This window comes from Streptomyces sp. NPDC001020 (assembly GCF_053599115.1).
Map to the genome: position 1 here is coordinate 13619 of NZ_JBSFLQ010000011.1, position 20521 is coordinate 34139.

The 20521-nt window shown below is 70.4% G+C and carries 21 protein-coding genes; 13 read left to right on the forward strand and 8 right to left on the reverse strand.

The window, feature by feature from the left end:
• The first annotated feature begins 154 nt into the window (after positions 1 to 154).
• The 5 genes from ACWDEX_RS12795 (at position 155) to ACWDEX_RS12815 (ending at position 4580) form a co-directional block, all read left to right on the forward strand.
• Positions 155 to 910, forward strand: a complete 756-nt coding sequence (locus ACWDEX_RS12795) for a trypsin-like peptidase domain-containing protein (protein ID WP_450463294.1) — start codon at positions 155 to 157, stop codon at positions 908 to 910.
• A 209-nt stretch (positions 911 to 1119) separates the two neighbouring features.
• Positions 1120 to 2121 carry a C40 family peptidase gene (locus ACWDEX_RS12800; protein WP_450463295.1) on the forward strand — a complete coding sequence of 334 codons (1002 nt, stop codon included), beginning with the start codon at positions 1120 to 1122 and terminating at the stop codon, positions 2119 to 2121.
• Between the two features lie 274 nt (positions 2122 to 2395).
• Positions 2396 to 3094, forward strand: a complete 699-nt coding sequence (locus ACWDEX_RS12805; protein ID WP_450463296.1) for a phosphatase PAP2 family protein — start codon at positions 2396 to 2398, stop codon at positions 3092 to 3094.
• Positions 3095 to 3429: 335 nt separating this feature from the next.
• A complete protein-coding gene (locus tag ACWDEX_RS12810) occupies positions 3430 to 4272 on the forward strand; it encodes a hypothetical protein (RefSeq protein ID WP_450463297.1) in 843 nt (280 codons plus the stop codon).
• Between the two features lie 131 nt (positions 4273 to 4403).
• Entirely contained in the window at positions 4404 to 4580 is a 177-nt protein-coding gene (locus tag ACWDEX_RS12815; RefSeq protein WP_450463298.1) for a hypothetical protein, read from the forward strand.
• A 29-nt stretch (positions 4581 to 4609) separates the two neighbouring features.
• Here ACWDEX_RS12815 and ACWDEX_RS12820 read toward each other — a convergent pair whose 3' ends face one another.
• A complete protein-coding gene (locus ACWDEX_RS12820; RefSeq protein ID WP_450463467.1) occupies positions 4610 to 4966 on the reverse strand; it encodes a metal-sensitive transcriptional regulator in 357 nt (118 codons plus the stop codon).
• Between the two features lie 281 nt (positions 4967 to 5247).
• Between ACWDEX_RS12820 and ACWDEX_RS12825 the strand changes: the two genes are divergently transcribed.
• The 3 genes from ACWDEX_RS12825 to ACWDEX_RS12835 all read left to right on the forward strand — a co-directional run bounded on the left by ACWDEX_RS12825 (position 5248) and on the right by ACWDEX_RS12835 (position 7238).
• A complete protein-coding gene (locus ACWDEX_RS12825) occupies positions 5248 to 5868 on the forward strand; it encodes a DUF47 domain-containing protein (protein WP_450463299.1) in 621 nt (206 codons plus the stop codon).
• A gap of 7 nt (positions 5869 to 5875) precedes the next feature.
• On the forward strand, positions 5876 to 6874 hold the full coding sequence (locus ACWDEX_RS12830) for an anion permease (protein WP_450463300.1): 999 nt from the start codon (positions 5876 to 5878) through the stop codon (positions 6872 to 6874).
• A gap of 163 nt (positions 6875 to 7037) precedes the next feature.
• On the forward strand, positions 7038 to 7238 hold the full coding sequence (locus ACWDEX_RS12835; protein ID WP_071364226.1) for a DUF5988 family protein: 201 nt from the start codon (positions 7038 to 7040) through the stop codon (positions 7236 to 7238).
• Positions 7239 to 7317: 79 nt separating this feature from the next.
• Here the strand turns inward: ACWDEX_RS12835 and pstB are convergent, their stop codons facing one another.
• The 7 genes from pstB to ACWDEX_RS12870 all read right to left on the reverse strand — a co-directional run bounded on the left by pstB (position 7318) and on the right by ACWDEX_RS12870 (position 15773).
• On the reverse strand, positions 7318 to 8094 hold the full coding sequence (pstB, locus tag ACWDEX_RS12840) for a phosphate ABC transporter ATP-binding protein PstB (protein WP_450463301.1): 777 nt from the start codon (positions 8092 to 8094) through the stop codon (positions 7318 to 7320).
• 95 nt (positions 8095 to 8189) lie between these two features.
• Positions 8190 to 9239, reverse strand: coding sequence for a phosphate ABC transporter permease PstA (gene pstA / locus ACWDEX_RS12845; RefSeq protein WP_450463302.1), 1050 nt, complete (start codon positions 9237 to 9239; stop codon positions 8190 to 8192).
• Positions 9236 to 10243: a phosphate ABC transporter permease subunit PstC gene (pstC, locus tag ACWDEX_RS12850; protein ID WP_450463303.1), complete on the reverse strand. Its 1008-nt coding sequence runs from the start codon at positions 10241 to 10243 to the stop codon at positions 9236 to 9238. The genes pstA and pstC overlap by 4 nt, the downstream gene beginning before the upstream one ends.
• 107 nt (positions 10244 to 10350) lie before the next feature.
• Positions 10351 to 11484 carry a phosphate ABC transporter substrate-binding protein PstS gene (gene pstS / locus ACWDEX_RS12855; RefSeq protein WP_450463304.1) on the reverse strand — a complete coding sequence of 378 codons (1134 nt, stop codon included), beginning with the start codon at positions 11482 to 11484 and terminating at the stop codon, positions 10351 to 10353.
• Between the two features lie 321 nt (positions 11485 to 11805).
• Positions 11806 to 12219: an NUDIX hydrolase gene (locus tag ACWDEX_RS12860; protein ID WP_450463305.1), complete on the reverse strand. Its 414-nt coding sequence runs from the start codon at positions 12217 to 12219 to the stop codon at positions 11806 to 11808.
• Positions 12220 to 12271: 52 nt separating this feature from the next.
• Positions 12272 to 13378: a CHAD domain-containing protein gene (locus ACWDEX_RS12865; protein WP_450463306.1), complete on the reverse strand. Its 1107-nt coding sequence runs from the start codon at positions 13376 to 13378 to the stop codon at positions 12272 to 12274.
• A complete protein-coding gene (locus ACWDEX_RS12870) occupies positions 13359 to 15773 on the reverse strand; it encodes an RNA degradosome polyphosphate kinase (protein WP_450463307.1) in 2415 nt (804 codons plus the stop codon). The genes ACWDEX_RS12865 and ACWDEX_RS12870 overlap by 20 nt, the downstream gene beginning before the upstream one ends.
• 241 nt (positions 15774 to 16014) lie before the next feature.
• On the opposite strand from ACWDEX_RS12870, the gene ACWDEX_RS12875 reads away from it, so the two are divergent.
• From ACWDEX_RS12875 to ACWDEX_RS12895, 5 genes are read left to right on the forward strand one after another with little or no spacing between them, the layout of a single operon-like run.
• Complete coding sequence (locus tag ACWDEX_RS12875; protein WP_450463308.1) at positions 16015 to 16554, forward strand: RNA polymerase sigma factor; 540 nt, start codon at positions 16015 to 16017, stop codon at positions 16552 to 16554.
• Positions 16551 to 17423: a zf-HC2 domain-containing protein gene (locus ACWDEX_RS12880; protein ID WP_450463309.1), complete on the forward strand. Its 873-nt coding sequence runs from the start codon at positions 16551 to 16553 to the stop codon at positions 17421 to 17423. Before ACWDEX_RS12875 ends, ACWDEX_RS12880 begins: the two co-directional genes overlap by 4 nt.
• The gene (locus ACWDEX_RS12885; protein WP_450463310.1) at positions 17420 to 18289 is read left to right on the forward strand and encodes an ATP-binding cassette domain-containing protein; all 870 of its coding nucleotides are present in this window, start codon (positions 17420 to 17422) and stop codon (positions 18287 to 18289) included. The genes ACWDEX_RS12880 and ACWDEX_RS12885 overlap by 4 nt, the downstream gene beginning before the upstream one ends.
• Positions 18286 to 19848, forward strand: a complete 1563-nt coding sequence (locus ACWDEX_RS12890; RefSeq protein WP_450463311.1) for an ABC transporter permease — start codon at positions 18286 to 18288, stop codon at positions 19846 to 19848. The genes ACWDEX_RS12885 and ACWDEX_RS12890 overlap by 4 nt, the downstream gene beginning before the upstream one ends.
• The gene (locus tag ACWDEX_RS12895) at positions 19836 to 20501 is read left to right on the forward strand and encodes an ABC transporter (protein ID WP_450463312.1); all 666 of its coding nucleotides are present in this window, start codon (positions 19836 to 19838) and stop codon (positions 20499 to 20501) included. Before ACWDEX_RS12890 ends, ACWDEX_RS12895 begins: the two co-directional genes overlap by 13 nt.
• Positions 20502 to 20521 lie beyond the last annotated feature (20 nt).

The following is a 20521-nucleotide window of genomic DNA, read 5'->3' on the forward strand; positions in this document are numbered from 1 at the left end:
GACGGGACTTACCGCACGAGCCGTGGAGGCGTCCGAAGGGAGGAAGCGGATGTGCGCCGAATGCGCGCGGCGATCCGCGACGATGCACCCTCTTAGCGGAATTTCAGGGTGCTCACAGGGACAATCTCACCTCTGTGGTCCACAGTAAGAGGCGATGAAACCCATCACGCGCCCCCCTGGCAACCGCCGGCACGCATTCCTCGGTGCCATCGTGCTGCTGGCCGTCACGACCTCCTCCGTGGCGGCGGCCGACGGCGGTATCGGACCGCTGGGCGCGACCATCCAGGCGGAGGCAGGCCTGGACAACGCCCGGGTCGGCCCGCTCTTCGGCCCGGGCGGCGCTCTGGAAGGCGGCCACTTCTGCACCGCCTCCGTGGTGCACAGCAAGCACGGCAATCTGATCGTCACCGCCGCGCACTGCCTGAACAAGACCACCGTGTGGTTCGCCCCCGGCTACCGGGACGGCAAGGCGCCGTACGGCGTGTGGAAGGTGACCAAGACGTTCGTCGGCGGTAGCTGGCGCAGCGGCGACCAGGACGAGAACAGCGACGTCGCCTTCGCCAAGCTGGAGCAGACCGGCGGTGCGAACGTCGAGGACATCGTCGGGGGCAACCGGTTCGTCACGGGGCGGAAGACCGGCGCCACCGTCGTCACCATCACCGGATACCCGAGCTCCGAGGAAACTCCGATCACCTGTACGAACAAGCCGACCGCCCACAGCCGTACCCAACAGCGCATCGAATGCCCCGAATTCACCGGCGGCACGAGCGGCAGCCCCTGGGTGAACAACGACGGCGAGGTCGTGGGCGTCCTCGGTGGCCACGAACAGGGCGGCTCCACCTCCGACATCTCCTACAGCGTCGTCCTGGGGCGCGAGGCCGCGGCCCTCTACCGGACCGCCTCGGGCTAGGCCACTGGAAAAGGCCTGGTAGCCGCAGCCACGTTTCCCTCGCGCGGCCCCTGCGAAACACCTGCTGACACGCCGTCGGCGGCGGTCTCTCGGCGATGGCCGATCCTTTCCGCCCGTGAGGCCGGACCAGGACTTCTCCGGGCCCGTCGGCGCCCGGCGCCCCTACACTGACCCTCGGCGTACTCCCGGGCGGCGAGGGGCGGTTGACGGTGCGTAAGGCGTGGATCTGGGGCACCGCTGCCGTCAGCTCCGTGATCGGCTTCGTGATGCTGCTCGTCATCGGTGTCTACATGACCGCCGGGAACCTCCCGGGCGGGAGCGGACAGGGGTCCGTCGGGCTCGCCAGGAACGCCGTGCCCGCCGCGTACTCCCCGCTCGTGCAGAAGTGGGGCAACCTGTGCCGCGCGATCAACCCCGCGCTGCTCGCCGCCCAGCTCTACCAGGAGAGCGGCTTCAATCCGAACGCCAAGAGCCCGGCGAAAGCCGAGGGGATAGCGCAGTTCATGCCCGGCACCTGGGCCATCCACGGCATGGACGCCGACGGCAACGGAGTCGCCGACGTCTGGGACCCGGCCGACGCGATCCCGTCGGCCGCCTCGTACGACTGCAAGCTGGCCTCGTACGTGAAGGACGTGCCCGGCGACCCGACGGAGAACATGCTCGCCGCGTACAACGCGGGGGCGTACGCGGTCATCAAGTACGGAGGGGTGCCGCCGTACAGGGAGACCCAGAACTACGTGAAGACCATCACCACGCTGGCGAAGAGCTTCGCCGCGCCCGTGCAGCGGGTCGACCCCTCCAGGCAAGCGGCCGGCGCGATCTACTACGCCCAGAAGAAGCTCGGCACCCCCTACCTGTGGGGTGGCAACGGCACCGCCGACCAGGGCGGACGCTTCGACTGCTCCGGGCTGACCAGGGCCGCGTACGCGAGTGTCGGCATCGCGCTGCCCCGCGTCGCCAACGACCAGTACAACGCCGGGCCACATCCGAAACGGAGCGAACTGCTCCCGGGCGACCTGGTGTTCTTCTCTGACGACCTGTCCGATTCGCGCGCCATCCGGCACGTCGGGATCTACGTCGGTGGCGGCTACATGATCGACGCGCCCAGGACGGGCGCCGTGATCCGTTTCGACCCCATCGACACCCGGGACTACTTCGGTGCGACGCGGGTCACCGAAGATGGCGCGAAAGCGCTGCCCACCACGGTGTGAACGATGGCCGAACGGCGTGCGAGGGCACACACCGACCGGAACGCCCTCGTACGTTCGTTCCCCTGAGCTGCGAAGACAAGTCTCTCTTCGGTAACGTCTGCGTGATCGTTCGGTTGAGTGCGGAACGCGGGCAAGCGGGCCGTGCGTTGCTTCTGACGTAGAGCATCGACGTACGGCAACGGCTTGACGTGGAGTGGATCTACAACCACGGGGGTGGTGGAGCGGCGCGCACAGGCGCGTCCGCGGTACGGCACAGACGAAGGGGCCGCGCACGATGGCTGGACTCGCTGAACCGGGTTCGAACCCCGACGTCGAACTGCTCTACGACATCAACGGCTTGGCCAAGGACGCCCCGCACTGGTTCGACCGCGTCGCGGCGTTCGCCGGCGAGTACGGCCTGCTGCTCGCGATGGTCCTGCTGGTGCTGTGGTGCTGGTGGAGCACGCGCCGGCGGGGCGGCGAGGACGCGGCGTCGTCCATGGCCGCGCTCGTCTGGGCCCCGCTCGCCGCCGGTGTCGCGGTACTGGTGAACGTGCCGATCCGGGGCTTCGTGGAACGCCCCCGGCCGTTCGTCGACCATCAGGGACTCGACGTCCTCGTCACCGGCAAGACCGACTACTCCTTCGTCAGCGATCACGCCACGCTAGCGATGGCGATGGCGGCCGGACTGTTCGTCGCGAGCCGGAAGTTCGGGCTCATCGGCCTCGGGCTCGCACTCCTCGAAGGGTTCTGCCGGGTCTACATGGGAGTGCACTACCCGACGGACGTCGTCGGCGGCTTCGCCCTCGGCACGGCCGTGGCCCTGCTGCTCTCGCCGCTCGCCATGACCCTGCTGACCCCGCTCACCAAGGCGATCGAACGCTCGCCGCGCGTCAGCACGCTGGTCCGCGCTCGTGGGGCGCGGGCCCAGGGGACCGTGATCCCCGGCGCGCGGACGGAGGCGGCGTCCGAGGAGCGGGACCTGGCGGCCTGAGCCTGCCGGAGCGGGCGGGACCTCCAGCACAGGCTCCACCGGGCCTTGGCCCTAGCCGCTTGTGTGTCCCCGCGCGTCCGATCTGGCCAGACTGCGGGCCCTGCGCGCCGGGCCGCGCCAGCCGCAGGTGCAGCGGGCCACGCAGAAACGGCCCTGTTCGACCGTGGTCGTGCGGTGAGGTTCTGGTCGGGCGGGGTTGTCCTGCTGCTCCACCCGGCAAGGTTACCCAAGGCAAGTGAGCCGCCGGGTCCAGCGCGTGACGGGTGCCCCTACTCGTCGTTAACCGGAACGACAGGAGGGACACCGGGACGGACCGGCTGGGGGTAAGACAGGCGATGGTGGTGCGGCGGCATGATCGGGCGGGCGCGGCGTTCGCCGCGACAGTGGGGCTGCTGGTCTGCGGAACCTCGGTGACCGGATGTTCGGGTAGCGGGGCCGCCGCCGAGGACGCGCACTTGGTCACCGACGCCGTCGGGGAGCTCCACCGGGCAGCCGAGATCCTGGTCCGCGCCGGCAGTTCCCGGGCCCGTACGTCGATGGAGATGGCCACCGGCGGTACCCGGGTCACCATCCGCGGCGAGGGCGTGTACGACTTCCGTGACCGGCTCGGGCGGCTGACGGTGACGCTGCCGCGGGACCCCGCTGGGGTCGAGGAGCACCGCCCCATCACCGAACTGCTCGCCCCCGGCGCCCTGTTCATGAAGAACCGGGGCGCGGGCGTACCCGCCGACAAATGGGTACGGGTCGACACGGCCACGCTCTCCGACGGCAACCTCGTCACCGGCGGCGTCACCGACCCGTACGCGGCGGCCGAGTTGCTGCGCGGGGTGCGGAAGGCGACGTACGTCGGGCGGAGCGAGGTCGCCGGGACACCAGTGCGGCACTATCGCGGGACCACTGACATCGGGCTCGCGGCGCGGAGCGCTTCCGCCGGGAACAAGGGGCCGCTGCGGGCGGCGGCGAAAGGGTTCGCCACGGCCGAGGTCCCCTTCGACGCCTACCTTGACGACCAGGGGCGTGTCCGCAAGCTCCGCCAGCGGTTCGGCTTCGTCAACGGTGAACGGAAGACCACGGTCGCGGTGACCTCGACGACCCTGCTGTACGGCTTCGGGGCCCCGGCCCGGGTGGTGCTCCCGGCGGCCGAGGACATCTTCGCCGGGAAGATCGCCGAGCGGTGAAGGCGGGCGGGGGGCCGCAGGACGGGCCCGGAAGTGGCGCGGCTGAGGGAGGCGGAAATGGTCCGTCCGTGCCATGCGCGGTGTGCGGGCCGGTCCCTACCCTAGGAGGTCGGTGACGGCAGGAAGAGGTGATGCGCGTGGCTCCGCTGGGCGGTACGGCAGTTCAGGACCACGTGGCCCTCGCCGAGATCGAGCTGTGCGGCGATCTGATCATCGCGGCCTCGGCCGCGCACGAGGACCGGCTCAGCCTGGAAAGCATCGACGAGGTGCTGAGGGTGGCAGAGGAGCGGGACCCCTTCGGCGACTGAACCGTCGGAATGTCCCGCCCGCCCCGGCGTCATGTCCGCAGCAGCCGGCCGATCGCCTTCGTCGCCTCCTCCATCTTCGCGTCGATCTCCGACCCTCCCTTGAGCGCGGCGTCCGCGACGCAGTGGCGCAGATGCTCGTCGAGGAGCTGGAGCGCGAAGGACTGCAGGGCCTTCGTCGAGGCGGAGACCTGCGTGAGTATGTCGATGCAGTACACGTCCTCGTCGACCATCCGCTGCAGCCCGCGGATCTGGCCCTCGACGCGGCGCAGCCGCTTGAGGTGCTCGTCCTTCTGGTGGTGGTAGCCGTGGATGCCGTGGTCGTGGTCGGTCACCACGGTCTCGGCGCCCTCGGAGGGCGCCGGCGCGCCGGCCTCGGTGGTCGTCATCGCGTCCTCCTGGAGATCATTGCCGGTGATACGGGTCTGGACAGTCACCCGCGGACACGGATCCCGCGCTCCGCGAAAACGGACATATACCCCTGACGGGTATATGGTAACGAACTTTGCCGGGAGTGGAGAGCCCTTGGCCGAGGCCCCGGCAGCCCTCGTACCGCCCCCGTGCCGACCACAATGTTCGATGGGCGACACTGGAGGACGACCCTGTAGCCGTGGCCGGATGATGTGCTTAGCATCAGCCTGACCGAAACCGAAGCATCTGAGGACCCCACGTGCGCTTTCGTCTTACCCCCAGGGAGACGAGCTTCTACGACATGTTCGCCGCGTCCGCGGACAACATCGTCACCGGTTCGAAACTCCTGATGGAACTGCTCGGGGCGGAGAACTCCGACCGGGCCGAGATCGCAGAGCGTATGCGGGCAGCGGAACACGCAGGTGACGACGCCACGCACGCGATCTTCCACCAGCTGAACTCCTCGTTCATCACGCCGTTCGATCGTGAGGACATCTACTCCCTGGCGTCGTCCCTGGACGACATCATGGACTTCATGGAGGAGGCCGTCGACCTGGTCGTCCTCTACAACGTCGAGGAACTGCCCAAGGGCGTCGCCCAGCAGATCGAGGTCCTGGCGCGGGCGGCGGAGCTGACGGCCGAGGCCATGCCCAACCTCCGCACGATGGCGAACCTGACCGAGTACTGGATCGAGGTGAACCGTCTGGAGAACCAGGCGGACCAGATCCACCGCAAGCTGCTCGCCCATCTGTTCAACGGCAAGTACGACGCGATCGAGGTCCTGAAGCTGAAGCAGATCGTGGACGTGCTGGAGGAGGCCGCGGACGCCTTCGAGCACGTGGCCAACACGGTGGAGACCATCGCGGTCAAGGAGTCCTGAGGCGTCGATGGACACCTTCGCTCTGGTCGTGACCATCCTGGTCGCGCTCTTCTTCACCTATACGAACGGCTTCCACGACTCCGCGAACGCGATCGCGACATCGGTCTCGACGCGCGCGCTGACGCCGCGGGCGGCGCTGGCGATGGCGGCGGCGATGAACCTCGTCGGTGCGTTCATCGGCAACGGGGTCGCGAAGACGGTCAGCAAGAACCTGATCCAGACGCCCGAGGGCGGGAAGGGGATGGCGATCCTCTTCGCGGCGTTGGTCGGCGCCATCGTCTGGAACCTGACCACGTGGTACTTCGGCTTGCCCTCGTCGTCGTCGCACGCGCTGTTCGGCGGCATGGTCGGCGCGGCGCTGGCGGGCGGTACGACGGTGTACTGGTCCGGCGTCCTGGAGAAGATCGTCATTCCCATGTTCCTGTCCCCGGTGGTCGGCCTGGTCGTCGGCTACCTGGTGATGACGGGGATCATGTGGCTCTTCCGGCGGGCCAATCCGCACAAGGCGAAGCGGGGCTTCCGTATCGCGCAGACGGTGTCGGCGGCCGGCATGGCGCTCGGCCATGGTCTCCAGGACGCGCAGAAGACCATGGGCATCGTGGTGATGGCGCTGGTCATCGCGGACGTCCAGGACTACAGCGATCCGATCCCGGTGTGGGTGAAGCTCGTCTGTGCGGTGATGCTGTCACTGGGTACGTACGCGGGCGGCTGGCGCATCATGCGCACGCTGGGCCGCAAGATCATCGAGCTGGATCCGCCGCAGGGCTTCGCCGCGGAGGCGACGGGGGCGTCGATCATGTTCACGACGGCGTACCTGTTCAAGGCGCCGATCTCGACGACGCATGTGATCACCTCGGCGATCATGGGCGTGGGCGCGACGAAGCGGGTGAACGCCGTGCGATGGGGCGTCGCGAAGAACATCGTGCTGGGCTGGTTCATCACGATGCCGGCGGCGGCGATCGTGGCGGCGTGCGGGTTCTGGTTGATCAACCTGGCGTTCGGGTAGGAGCGCCGGCCCGGACCCCGCCGAGCAGGCCTCGTCCGAGGAGATGCCCCGGACCCCGGATCCTCGGGGTTTTCGGCCCGAGGGCCGGGGTGGGCGGTGGCGGTGTTCCGGGTGGCCCGTCGTTTCGAGATGCGGTCCCCGGTGGCGCGGCAAGACTGGACCTATGACTACCAAGGCACTCCTCGAAGGCGGGCCGGACGATCTGGCGGGCACGCTCGTGCCGGTCGTTCCTCCGGGACAAGAGCTCAAGATTCCTCACCGCGGCGGATACGAGCACTACAAGGTCACGTCGCGCCACGAGGACAGCCAGGAGGGTCGGGTCACCGTCTACCAGTGGTGGGAGCGGACAGAAGTCGCCGAATAGGAGCGGGCCCGCCCCCGAACCGGGGGCGGGCCCTCCTGTTCCCCGCGGTGGCACCGCCATGCAGCACCGCGAGGGGTCTTCAGCCGAAGCGGCCCGAGATGTAGTCCTCCGTCGCCTGGACCGACGGGTTGGAGAAGATCCGCTCCGTCTCGTCGATCTCGATCAGCTTGCCCGGCAGGCCCACGCCCGCCAGGTTGAAGAACGCCGTACGGTCCGAGACGCGCGCGGCCTGCTGCATGTTGTGCGTCACGATGACGATCGTGAAGCGTTCCTTCAGCTCGCCGATCAGGTCCTCGATGGCCAGGGTCGAGATCGGGTCGAGCGCCGAGCAGGGCTCGTCCATCAGCAGGACCTTCGGCTCGACCGCGATCGCACGAGCGATGCACAGGCGCTGCTGCTGACCGCCCGAGAGGCCCGAGCCCGGCTTGTTCAGGCGGTCCTTCACCTCGTTCCAGAGGTTCGCGCCCCTGAGCGACTTCTCGACGATGTCGTCCAGTTCCGACTTGCGGTAGTTGCCGTTCAACCGCAGGCCCGCCGCCACGTTGTCGAAGATCGACATCGTGGGGAAGGGGTTGGGGCGCTGGAAGACCATGCCCACCTCGCGGCGGACGGCGACCGGGTCGACCCCCGCGCCGTACAGGTCCTCGTCGTCGAGGAGCACCTTGCCCTCGACGCGTCCGCCGGGCGTCACCTCGTGCATGCGGTTGAGCGTCCGCAGGAACGTCGACTTGCCACAGCCGGAGGGGCCGATGAACGCCGTCACCGACCGCGGCTCGACCGTCATCGAGATGTCCTCGATCGCCTTGTGGGAGCCGTAGTAGGCGGTGAGTCCGCTTACGTCGATTCGCTTGGCCATGACTACTTCACTTCCAAAGTCTGATGGGTCGCCGTGGCCCCGCAAGACGGGAGCCGTGCCGCGGCGACCGGCCGCGCGGCGGTAGCCGCGGATTGTCAGCGGGGGGCCTTCCAGCGGGCGATACCGCGAGCCACCAGGTTGAGGATCATCACGAAGGCGATCAGTGCGAGCGACGCCGCCCAGGCACGGTCGTACGCCGCGTTGGCGCCGGCGCTGTTCGAGTACTGCTGGTAGATGTACAGCGGCAGCGACGCCTGCGCGCCCTCGAAGGGGTTGGCGTTGATGAACCGGTTGCCGAACACGAGCAGCAGCACCGGAGCGGTCTCGCCGGCGATGCGGGCGATCGCCAGCATGATGCCGGTGGTGATGCCGCCGATGGAGGTCGGCAGGACCACCTTGAGGATGGTGCGCCACTTGGGTACGCCGAGCGCGAGAGACGCCTCGCGCAACTCGTTCGGGACGAGCTTGAGCATCTCCTCCGTGGAGCGGACCACGACCGGCATCATCAGGATGGCCAGGGCGAGCGAACCGGCGAAGCCGAACGGCTGCATGTCGAGGATCAGCATCAGGCTGAGGATGAACAGACCGGCCACGATCGACGGGATACCGGTCATCACGTCGACGAAGAAGGTGACGGCCCGCGCGAGCCTGCCGCGGCCGTACTCCACCAGGTAGATCGCGGTGAGCACACCGATCGGCGCGCCGATCAGGGTGGCGAGGCCGACCTGCTCCAGACTGCCGAGGATGGCGTGGTAGATGCCGCCGCCCGGCTGGGAGTCGGCGACCACACCCATCGAGTGGGTCAGGAAGTAGACGTCGAGGACCTTCACACCGCGCTGCACGGTCACCCAGACCAGGGACACCAGCGGCACCACGGCGAGCAGGAAGGCGACCCACACCAGGGAGGTCGCGACACGGTCCTTGGCCTGGCGGCGGCCCTCGACGCGCGCGGCGATGCCGTACGTGGCGAGGACGAAGAGGATCGCGGCGATCAGGCCCCACTGGACGCGGCTGTGCAGTCCGGCGGCGGCGCCGATGCCGATCGCGGCGGCGATCGAGCCCGCGGCGATGGCCCAGGGGGACCACGAGGGGAGACGGGCGCCGCGCAGGGTGCTGCGCTTGTCGGCGACGGCTGCGGTGCTCATGCGTTGGCCCCCGAGTACTCCTTGCGGCGGGCGATGATCAGCCGGGCCGCGCCGTTGACCAGCAGGGTGATGACGAACAGGACGAGACCGGAGGCGATCAGCGCGTCACGGCCGTACTCCGACGCCTCGCTGAACTTGCTGGCGATGTTCTGGGCGAAGGTGCCGCCGCCCGGGTTGAGCAGACTCCCGTGGATGAGGAAGTCCGGGGAGAGCACGGTGGCGACGGCCATCGTCTCGCCGAGCGCGCGGCCGAGGCCCAGCATGGAGGCGGAGATCACACCGGAGCGGCCGAAGGGCAGCACGGCCATGCGGACGACCTCCCAGCGCGTGGCGCCGAGGGCCAGGGCCGCCTCCTCGTGCATCCGCGGGACCTGGCGGAAGACCTCGCGGCTCACGTTGGTGATGATCGGCAGGATCATGATCGCGAGCAGGATGCCGACGGTGAGAATCGAGCGGGGGGCGCCGCCGTCCCAGGAGAAGACGCCGGTCCAGCCGAGGTAGTGGTCCAGCCAGCCGAACAGGCCGTTCAGGTTCGGTACGAGGACCAGGGCGCCCCACAGGCCGTAGACGATGGACGGCACGGCGGCGAGCAGGTCGATCACGTACGCGATGGGGCCGGACGCCCGGCGCGGGGCGTAGTGCGTGAGGAAGAGCGCGATGGCGACCGCGACCGGGACCGCGATGACCATGGCGATGATCGAGGAGACCACCGTGCCGAAGGCCAGCACGGCGATGCCGAAGACCGGCGGGTTGAGGCTGGTGTTCCACTCGAAGGTGGTGAGGAAGTTGCCGTGGTCATCGCTGATGGCCAGGGACGCACGGTAGGTGAGGAAGACCGCGATCGCGGCCATGATCACCAGCAGCAGGATGCCCGCTCCGCGGGAGAGGCCGAGGAAGATCCGGTCTCCGGGCCGGGTGGTGCCGCGGCGGGTGTTCGTCAGCCCGGCCGCGGAAGGCCGCGGAGCGGGGGGTGACGCTTGTTTGTGGTGTGTTGTTATGTCCATCGGGTTCTCCGGTCTGCGGGGTCACACGCGGTGTGCGGCGGCCCCAGGCGGCGGTGCACCGGACGGTGCGGTCCGGTCCCGGGTGGGGACCGGACCGCACACTCATGTCAGCTCAGGCCCTCGATGGTGGTGCGGACCTTGGAGATGATGCTGTCGGGGATCGGGGCGTAGTCGTTCTGGCTCAGGACGGCCTGGCCTTCCGTACCGGCGATGTAGCGCAGGAAGGCCTTGGTGGCGGGCAGGGTGTCCGCCTTGTTGCCCTTGTCGCAGGCGATCTCGTAGGTGACCAGGACGATCGGGTAGGCGCCGTCGGCCTTGGTGCCGTAGTTCAGCTGGAGCGCGAGGTCCTTGCCGGTGCCGACGACCTTGGCGTCCGCGATGGCCTTGGTGGCGTTGTCGACGGTGGCCTTGACCGGGGAGGAGGCGCCCGTGTCGATGGAGACCGTGGACAGGTCCTTGGCGTACGACAGCTCGAAGTAGCCGATGGCGCCCTCGGTCTGCTTGACCTGCGCGGCCACACCCGAGGACTGCGGAGCGGACTGGCCGCCCTTGGCCTGCCAGGCCTTGCCGCCGGAGTACTTGCCCCAGACGGAGGGGGCCGAGGCCTTCAGGTACTTCGTGAAGTTGTCCGTGGTGCCGGACTCGTCCGAGCGGTGGAACGCCTGGATCTTGGTCGAGGGCAGCTTGGCGCCCGGGTTCAGCTTCTTGATCGCCTTGTCGTCCCAGGTCTTGATCTGGCTGTCGAAGATCTTGGCGAGGGTGTCGGCGTCCAGCACCAGGTTGTCGACGCCCGGCAGGTTGTAGCCGACGGCGATCGGGCCGCCGACCATCGGGAGGTCGATGCCCTGACCGCCGGAACAGACCTTCTTGGAGGCCGCGACCTCTTCGGGCTTCAGGGCGGAGTCCGAACCGGCGAAGGCGACCTGGCCCTGGGTGAACGCGGTGACGCCGGCGCCGGAGCCCTGGCCCTTGTAGTTGATCTGCACGCCGGAGCAGGCCTGTGAGAACTGCGCCACCCAGGCGTCGATCGCGTTCTTCTGCGCGGAGGAGCCGTCGGCGAGGAGCTGGCCCTTGGCGTCGTCGCACTTGACCGAGCCGGCCTTCGCCGCCGTCGAGGAGGACGCGGAGCTGTTGCTCTTGTCGCCGGTGTCGTCGGAGCCGCACGCCGTGAGGGCCAGGGCGCCGGAGACGGCGAGAGCACCGAGGGTGAGGGCCCGCCGGTTCATGCGCTGAAGCTTCACTTTCGGGAGTTCCTTCCAGGAGCCGCCATCCTGATCGGCGGCGTGCGAGGTGTGGGTGAGGCGGACGCGTACTCGAGGCCGCGCCCGCTCCCTCAGGTAAGGCCGAAATTAGGCAGATCAGGTGAAGGCGCCTATGGCCGTAAGTGAACGGAGGGTGAACCCCTGCGGACGGTGTGGTGAGGTCACGGAACGCTTACGGCCCGGACACGAGGGCATTCCATCGGGCTGGGTCGGGGACGGGGGTGCGGCCTGCGGGAATCGGTCGGGTGCGGGCTTGTCCGGGCTGACACGCAGTCGCCGCGCGTCCCTTGAGAGTGGGGTTTATATCCGGTTCAGGAAATTCACGACGATATCTACCAGATCGCGGTCGTGAGGCTGGGTCAGGCGGGTCCGGATCGCGGCCGGCGGGAGCCACAGGATCCGGTCGACCTCAAGGTTGGGCGTGAAGGAACCGTCCAGCGCCTCGGCCGCCCAGTAGTGGACCTGCTTGGGGCGGCCGTGCGCCTCGTAGCGGATGGTGGGCAGGCGCTCGCCGGGCACGGCGGCGTACCCCGTCTCCTCACGTACCTCGCGCAGCGCCCCCGTGAGCGGGTCCTCGTCGGGCCTGAGCTTGCCCTTCGGGTGGGACCAGTCGTCGTACTTCGGCCGGTGGACCAGGCAGATCTCCAGCTCGCCGTCGACAGGGGAGCGGCGCCACAGGACGCAGCCTGCCGCATGGATGGTGTCGTCGGTCATCGGGTGCTCACGGATCCTCTCCCGTGGCCGCGCGCCGCGATACGGACGCCTGCTAAGTCCCTACTGTCTGCCTCTGCCACGACTGCTGGAAGGCGAAACGGGCCGCCTCCACCTCATGGCGCTGGTCGGCGTGCAGCACACCGAGGGCGTACGCCGTCGCCGGGGCGATGCGCGGGGTGCGCGCCGCCGCGCCCGCGGCGGCGGCCGCCTCCGAGGCGTCACGGTGGCGGTTCAGGGCCTGGCCCGCCGTCAGCAGCCGTACGTCGACGGCCGAGTCCTCGCCGTGCACGCCGTCCAGCACCTCCCGGGCGTAGCGATGCAGTCGCAGCAGCAGCCGGACCTGATGCCAGGGGCCGTCCTGCGAGAGCGGGGCCGGGTCCGGGGACAGGCCGTTGACCAGCGCCTCCGCGTTGTACGGGTGGCCCGCGGTGACCAGCGGCAGCGCGGCCACCGCCTGGCACAGCCGCTCCTTGGCCGCCGCGGCCTGCGGGTGCAGATCGGTGCCGGCCGCGGTGGGCGCGAGGGGGACCTCGCTGGCGAGGACGGCGACACCGTCCGCCACCGCGTGGAAACGGCTCGAACCGAGGGCCTCCAGGGCGGCGGAGTGGGCGCGCGTGCGGGCCAGCGTCAACTGGCGCTCCAGCAGGGCGCCCGCCTTCGCCGCGCCGACGGTCAGGGCGCCGCGCTCAGGGCCTGCGGGACGGCCCTGCGGGCCGGTGCCGGCGGGTTCCACGGTGTCCTCCGGCTGCGTGGGGAAGGCCGACGAGCCCGACAGCCGGTGCAGGGCCCTGAGCAGCCGTTCGAGCCGGGCCGCATAGGCGTGCTCGCGGGCCAGCGTGCCCGAAAGCCAGGCGAGTTCGGGGCGCATCCTTGCGGACCAGTCGGCGTCGAGCAGGGGCCGGAACGTGTGGATCGTGCCGCTGATGCGGCGGGCCGAGCGGCGCAGGGCGAGCACCGCGTCACCAGGGTCCTCCGCTCTGCCGGCCTGCCTCGCTCTCGACTTCGCCCGAGCGGCGGGATACGTGTCACCCGCCTCCTGGTGCCTGCGCAGCGACCGGAGGAACTCCGTGGCCTGGTCCCTCAGGTAGCCCGCGAGGGCGTCCGGGGGGAAGGGCGGGGCAGCGGGATCGATGGGGGGATCAAGGTGTTGCTGTGCCACGCCGGCGCCTCCGGGCGTCTATGAGCATCTCCTGGATGTTCCGCAGGGGCTGGCCGTCCGCGTCGGTCGCGTGCCGGGTCCACTCGCCGTCCGGGCCCAGGTGCCAGGAGGAGGCGGTGTCGGACATACCGGTCTCCAGGAGCCGGTTGAGGGTCGCCCGATGGGCCGGGTCGGTGACCCTGACGAGTGCCTCGATACGGCGGTCGAGGTTGCGGTGCATCATGTCGGCGCTGCCGATCCACACCTCGGGCTCGCCGCCGCCCGCGAAGACGAAGACGCGGGAGTGTTCGAGGAAGCGACCGAGGACGGACCGTACGCGTATGTGCTCGGACAGACCGGCGACGCCCGGCCGCAGCGCGCAGATGCCACGCACCCAGACGTCGACCGGGACGCCCGCCTGGGAGGCCCGGTAGAGGGAGTCGACGACCGCCTCGTCCACCATCGAGTTGACCTTGATGCGGACGTACGCGGGCCGTCCGGCACGGTGGTGCTGGATCTCCTTGTTGACCCGGGAGATCAGACCGTCACGCAGGGATCTGGGCGCGACGAGCAGTCGGCGGTAGGTCTCGCGGCGCGAGTAGCCCGACAGCCTGTTGAAGAGGTCGGACAGGTCCGCGCCGACCTGGGGGTCGGCGGTCAGCAGCCCCAGATCCTCGTACAGACGTGCGGTCTTCGGGTGGTAGTTGCCCGTGCCGACGTGGCTGTAGCGGCGGAGGGTCTCGCCTTCCTGCCGTACGACGAGCGACAGCTTGCAGTGGGTCTTCAGCCCGAGGAGCCCGTACACGACGTGACAGCCCGCCTCCTCCAGCTTGCGGGCCCAGCTGATGTTGGCCTGCTCGTCGAAGCGGGCCTTGATCTCGACCAGGACGAGGACCTGCTTGCCGGACTCGGCCGCGTCGACGAGCGCGTCGATGATCGGCGAGGTCTCCGAGGTCCGGTACAGCGTCTGCTTGATGGCGAGCACGTCCGGGTCGGCGGCCGCCTGCTCCAGGAACGCCTGGACCGAGGTGGAGAAGGAGTCGTACGGGTGGTGCAGCAGGACGTCCCGCTCCCGCAGCGCCGCGAAGATGTCGGGGGCCGACGCCGACTCGACCTCCGCGAGGTCACGGTGGGTGCCCGCGACGAACTTCGGGTACTTCAGCTCGGGATGGTCGAGGCCCGCGATGCCGAAAAGGCCCGTGAGGTCCAGGGGGCCGGGCAGCGGGTACACCTCGGCCTCGGAGATCTTCAGCTCGCGCACCAGGAGGTCCAGGACGTAGCGGTCGATCGACTCCTCCACCTCCAGGCGCACCGGCGGCCCGAAGCGGCGCCGCATGAGTTCCTTCTCCAGGGCCTGGAGCAGGTTCTCGGCGTCGTCCTCCTCGACCTCCAGGTCCTCGTTGCGGGTGATGCGGAAGGTGTGGTGCTCCAGGACCTCCATGCCCGGGAACAGCTCCTCCAGATGCGCGGCGATGACGTCCTCGATGGGGACGTAGCGCCGCGCGGAGGCCTCCAGGAAGCGGGAGAGCAGCGGCGGGACCTTGACGCGCGCGAAGTGGCGGTGGCCGGAGACCGGGTTGCGCACGACGACGGCGAGGTTCAGGGACAGTCCCGAGATGTACGGGAAGGGGTGCGCGGGGTCCACGGCCAGCGGGGTGAGCACCGGGAAGATCTGGTTGCGGAAGAGCGTGAACAGCCGCGCCTGCTCCTTCTCGGTCAGCTCGTTCCAGCGGACCAGGTGGATGCTCTCCTCCGCGAGCGCGGGGGCGACGTCCTCGTGGAAGCAGGCCGCGTGCCGGGCCATGAGCTCGCGCGAGCGGGCCCAGATCATCTCCAGCACCTCGCGCGGCTGGAGGCCGGACGCCGAGCGGGTGGCGACACCGGTGGCGATGCGGCGCTTCAGACCCGCGACCCGGACCATGAAGAACTCGTCCAGATTGCTGGCGAAGATCGCCAGGAACTTCGCCCTTTCGAGCAGCGGGGTGTGGGGGTCCTCGGCGAGTTCGAGCACCCGCTCGTTGAACTGGAGCCAGCTGCGCTCCCGGTCGAGGAAGCGGCCCTGGGGGAGCTGCGCGCCCTCGGCCTCCTCGTACACATCGAGGTCGGCGTCGATGTCCGGTTCCAGGTCGGAGACCGCCGCGGCCACGGCGTGCGGGCGGTGCGCGGCGATGGAGCCCACGGAAGGCTGCTGGTTCTGCATGTTCGCGCGGCCCGAGGACTCTCCCTCACGTGTGGTGGTGGGGGACGGCTGGGCCTGCGCCTGGGCGTTCTGCTGGCTCATGAACCCATTCTTCCGCGCCGATCGGGTGACGGGCGCGTCGGAGAGCGAGGGCGGCAGCGCGGTGAGGCGACGCCCGCGCTCCGCACCGGCCCCGATGTCCGGGGGCGGCGAGGGCTCTGGCACGGCGGCATTCATTGCCCGAGCGTCGCAAGCCCGCCTGAATCAAGGGTTACGGCGACATGACGTACGGGATAGCGGGGGGAGACTCGCGGACGGCCCCGTCGGGTGCGCGGTGGCGCAGGGCGTGGGGCGGGTGCCGCCCCGGTGCGGCCGGGCGGCCCGCGCCGGGGCCGCCCCGAACCGTTCACGGACCCGCCCGGAAAGAAACTTCCCGGGAAGCGCGAACCGATCGAGGGGGCTCGTCCGATGAAGGGGCGTGAGGGAAACGAGAAGTGACGGGGAGCTGCTGCGCGCCGCGGCGGACGGGGACCGTCGCGCCTTCGAGGAGCTGTACCGGCGGTATGCGCCGTGGCTCACGGCACGACTGCGTGGTCGGTGCGCCGACCCGGGGGTCGTGGACGACGTCGTGCAGGAGACGTTTCTCGCGGTCTGGCGCGGCACCGCGCGCTACCGCGAGGACGGTGACGTGGCCGGCTGGCTCTGGCGCATCGGCGCCCGACGGCTGGTGGACGCGCTGCGCGGCGACGGCGCGCGCGGTCGGCTGCGGAAGACGCTGGCGCGGCTGCGGCACCGCCACGAGGTCTCCGCGGAGGAGCGGGTCCTGGCCGCGGTGGAGCACGGCGACCTGGCGGGAGCGCTGATACGGCTCTCGCCCGAGCTGCGGGCCGTCCTCCAGGCGACGGTGGTCGACGGACTCACGACCAGGGAGGCCGCCGTCCTGCTCGGTATCCCCCCAGGCACGGTCAAGACGCGGGCGCTGCGCGCGCGCAAGCGGTTGCGGGAGGAACTGGCATGAGCGACGACAAGCACGGCGGCGCCGGATGGCACGCCGACGCCGACGATCTGCGCGCCTATGCGCGCGGCGAGCTTCAGGCGCCCCGGCTGTGGTCCGTCGACGCACATCTGACCGCCTGCGCGTCCTGCCGCCTGGCACTGGCCGAGGCCGGCGACCCGCTCGCCCTGGACGCGGGCTGGGCGCGGCTCGACGCCGAGCTGGACGCCCCCCGGCCGGGCGTCGTCGAGTCCCTGCTGACGCGGATCGGGGTTGCCGACCACACAGCGCGGCTGCTCGCCGCGACACCCGTGCTGCGCGCCTCCTGGCTGAGCGCTGTGCTGCTGGTCCTGGTCATGACCGTGGCCAGCGTGTACACGGCCGACTCGCCCTGGCTGTTCCTCGCACTGGCTTCGCTGCTGCCGCTGGCGGGCGTCGCGCTGTCGTACGGTCCGGTCCTCGACCCGACCTACGAGATGGCGCTCGTCGCCCCGCTGCACGGCTTCCGTCTGCTGATGATCCGCACGGTCGCGGTGCTGGTCACCAGCCTGGGACTGAACGGTCTTGCGACGCTGGCCCTCCCGGAGTACGGGCTGCGGGCGCTGGCCTGGCTGCTGCCCGCACTCGCGCTGACCACGACGGGTCTCGCACTGACCGCCCGGCTGGGCCCGGTCCTCGCCCCCGCCCTGGTCAGCGGCGGCTGGGTCGCCCTGCTGGTGGTGACCAGGGCGACCACCCACGGGACGCTCGTGCCGTTCACGGCGGCGGGCCAGGGCGTGGCGGCGGCGATCGCCGTGGTCGCCGCGGCCTCGCTGCACCGTCTGCGGGACCGTTTCGACGCCTCGCCGTCCGCCTCTTTCGCCGCCGACTTCGCGCACAGGAGCACCTCATGACCACCCACCCCACCGTCTCGGCCTCCGGCCTGACCCTGCGCTACGGCGGCACGGCCGCTCTCGACGACGTCTCCCTTCGTCTGCACGAGGGCGTCACGGGCCTGCTCGGTCCCAACGGCGCGGGCAAGACGACCCTGCTGCGCGTGCTGGCCACCGCCGTGCCCGCCGACCGGGGCACCTTCACCGTTCTCGGGCACGACCCGGGCACGGTGAACGGCCGCCAGGAGGTGCGGCGTCGGCTCGGCTATCTACCGCAGACCCCGGGATTCCATCCCGACTTCACCGCCTTCGCGTTCGTCGACTACGTGGCGATCCTCAAGGAGCTCACCGACCGGGCGGCCCGCCATCGCGAGGTGCGGCGCGTGCTCGAGGCCGTCGACCTCTCCGATGTGCGCGGCAAGCGCATCAAGCGGCTCTCCGGCGGAATGCGCCAGCGTGTCGCCCTGGCCGCAGCGCTCCTCGGGGATCCTGGCCTGCTGCTGCTCGACGAACCGACCGTGGGCCTCGACCCCGAACAGCGCATGCGGTTCCGGGAGGTGATCGCCGAGGCGGGCCAGGGCAGGACGGTGCTGCTGTCCACCCACCAGACCGAGGACGTGGCGATGCTCTGCCATCGCGTCATCGTCATGTCCCACGGCCGTGTCCGCTTCGAGGGCACCCCGGCCGAGCTGACCGCACGGGCGGCGGGCCGGGTGTGGAGCAGTACGGAACGCGACCCGCAGGCCCGCGCGGGCTGGCGCACGGGTCTGGGCACCTTCCGTAATGTCGGCGACCCGCCCAAGGACGCCGAGCTCCTCGAACCCACCCTGGAGGACGGCTACTTGCTCGCCCTCGACGGCGAGCCCGTGGAGGTCGCGCCCGCATGAGTGCCGTCATCGAAAAGGCCCCTGTGGTGTCCGCACCCGCTCAGGCCGGCCGCCACTCGGTCTCCGCGGTCCTCGCACTCGCCCGCTTCGAGGCCCGCGAACTCCTCCTGTGTATCCCGGTGTTGGTGGTCCTGCTGCTGTACGTGGGCCGAACCGGCTGGAAGTTGTTCTCCCAGGGCGGCATGGACGATTACCCGGTCCTTCACAACGTCGACCGCGCAACCCAGGCCGGGCCGATGCTCCTTGACATCGCCGTCCTCGTCTCCGTGAACGTCGCCGTGCTGCGCTCCCGGCGCCACGACACGGACCGGCACTTCGGCACCCTGGTCATGGAGCCGTGGCGGCGCACGCTCGCGCACGCCCTGTCGGTGGTGCCGTTTGCCGCGGTCACCGCGCTGCTCGTCGCCGTCGAGTTCGGCTGGGCGGCGCTGCAGCCGGGTGCGGTCGGCCATGGTTCGGTCGCCGAGCTTGCGGTGGGGCCGCTGGTGATGCTGCTGTGCGGAGTCCTGGGGGTACTGGCCGCGCGGGTGATCCCGAGTGTGCTCGGCGGCCCCGTCGTCTTGATCATCGCGTTCGTCGCGTTCCTGGTCGCCCCCGACGTCACCGGACACGCCGGACCGGACACGCTGCACTGGCTGGAGTGGCTGCAGCCGTATGTCTGGGAGGACAGCCCCAGGGCGATCCCCTCCGACCTCCTGGGCCGCCCGGCCGCCTGGCACGCCCTGTATCTGGCGGGTCTGACGGCACTGCTGCTGGGTGTCGCGGTCCTGCTGAACGGGGGACGTACACGCCTGCTGAAGGCAGTGACGGCGCTCGCGCTGGCTGCCACGGTCGGGGGGATCGCCGGACAGTCCCCGAGCCACGAAGCCGCCCTGACCGCGGCCCGTAACAAGGCGAGCCACGGGCCGGCGTCCTCCCAGTCGTGTGAGACGCACGGCCAGTCGACGTACTGCTCCTTTCCGGAGTGGACCGGCTGGCGGGACGACTGGGCGCGGGTGGTCGACCGTGTGCAGAGCCTCGCGGGCGGTGGGGCCCAAGGAGCACGGCTGACGATCCGGCAGCGGATACCGGTCGTCCATGACCTGCGCAGCGACGCCGCCCTCATGCCCCTGCGCACACCGGGCGAGGTCACGGCCGGCACGCACTGGGGCGGTAACCGTGTTCCGGAGTTCGCCGTCGGGGTCGCGTCGGTCCTGGTGGTGGGGGACGAGGAGTCGGTCGTCGGAATGTGCGACGCGCGCGTGGTGACGATCATGTGGCTGGCGATGGCCGCGCAGAACGATCCGATGACGGAGTTCCGCAACGTCCGCCTGGACGACAGTGTCGAGGGCTCCGCCGTCGTCCTGAACACCGCGGACTCGTTCTCGATGAGCGCCGGACAGACCCGGATCGTCCGGGAACTCCTCGAGCGTCCGCGCTACAGCGTCTCGGCCCGGGTGAAGACCCACTGGGCGGAGCTGACGTCGCCGAAGACCTCGCAGGCGCGGGCGGCGGAGCTGCTCGGGGTGCCGGCCGCCAAGGGGAACGACGAGGACAAGGGGGAGCTGTGCCAGCAGTAGCCGGCAGATATGCGGGGATCGCGGCCCTCGTCCCGCCGGTGTGGCTCTCCCTCCCCTGGGGGATGCTCGGTGCCGCCGCCGGCCTGGGCCCGGCTCTCGGCGCGGTCGTACGGCTGACGCCGGGCGGGTACGGCACCGCCTTCGCCGCCATGCTCCTCAGGCTCGCCGCCCTCGCTCTCGCCCTGGGCCTGGCGTTCCTGCTGGACGATCCGGCGCGGCACACCACCGCGGCGGTGCCGACCCGGCGGGTGGTGCGCAGCGGAGTGCGGATGGTGCTCGTCGCCCCGGTCGCGGTACTGAGCTGGACGGCGGCCCTGCTGCTCATACCGGCGCCGATACGGCCCCCGGCCGACGACCTCACCCTGGAGGCGGCGGCGCTGGCGGCCCTGGCGCTCACCGGCGCCGCGAGCGCCGTACGGTTCACCGACACACCACGGCCGGGGGCGGCGGTGGCGGCGGCGCTGCTGGTGGGCACGCTGCTGGCGACGCTGCTCCCCGAGCGAGGGGCCCTGTTCGTCGCGGTGGACACCCCCGGCTGGGTGGCGGCCCATCAGCGATGGGCGGCGCTGCTGACGCTCACCCTTTCGGCGGGCGCGGCACTCCTGCCGGAACCGGTACGCAGACACCGGGAGTCGGCCCGCGCCCACCGCTGACGCCACCGCACGGTCGGGTC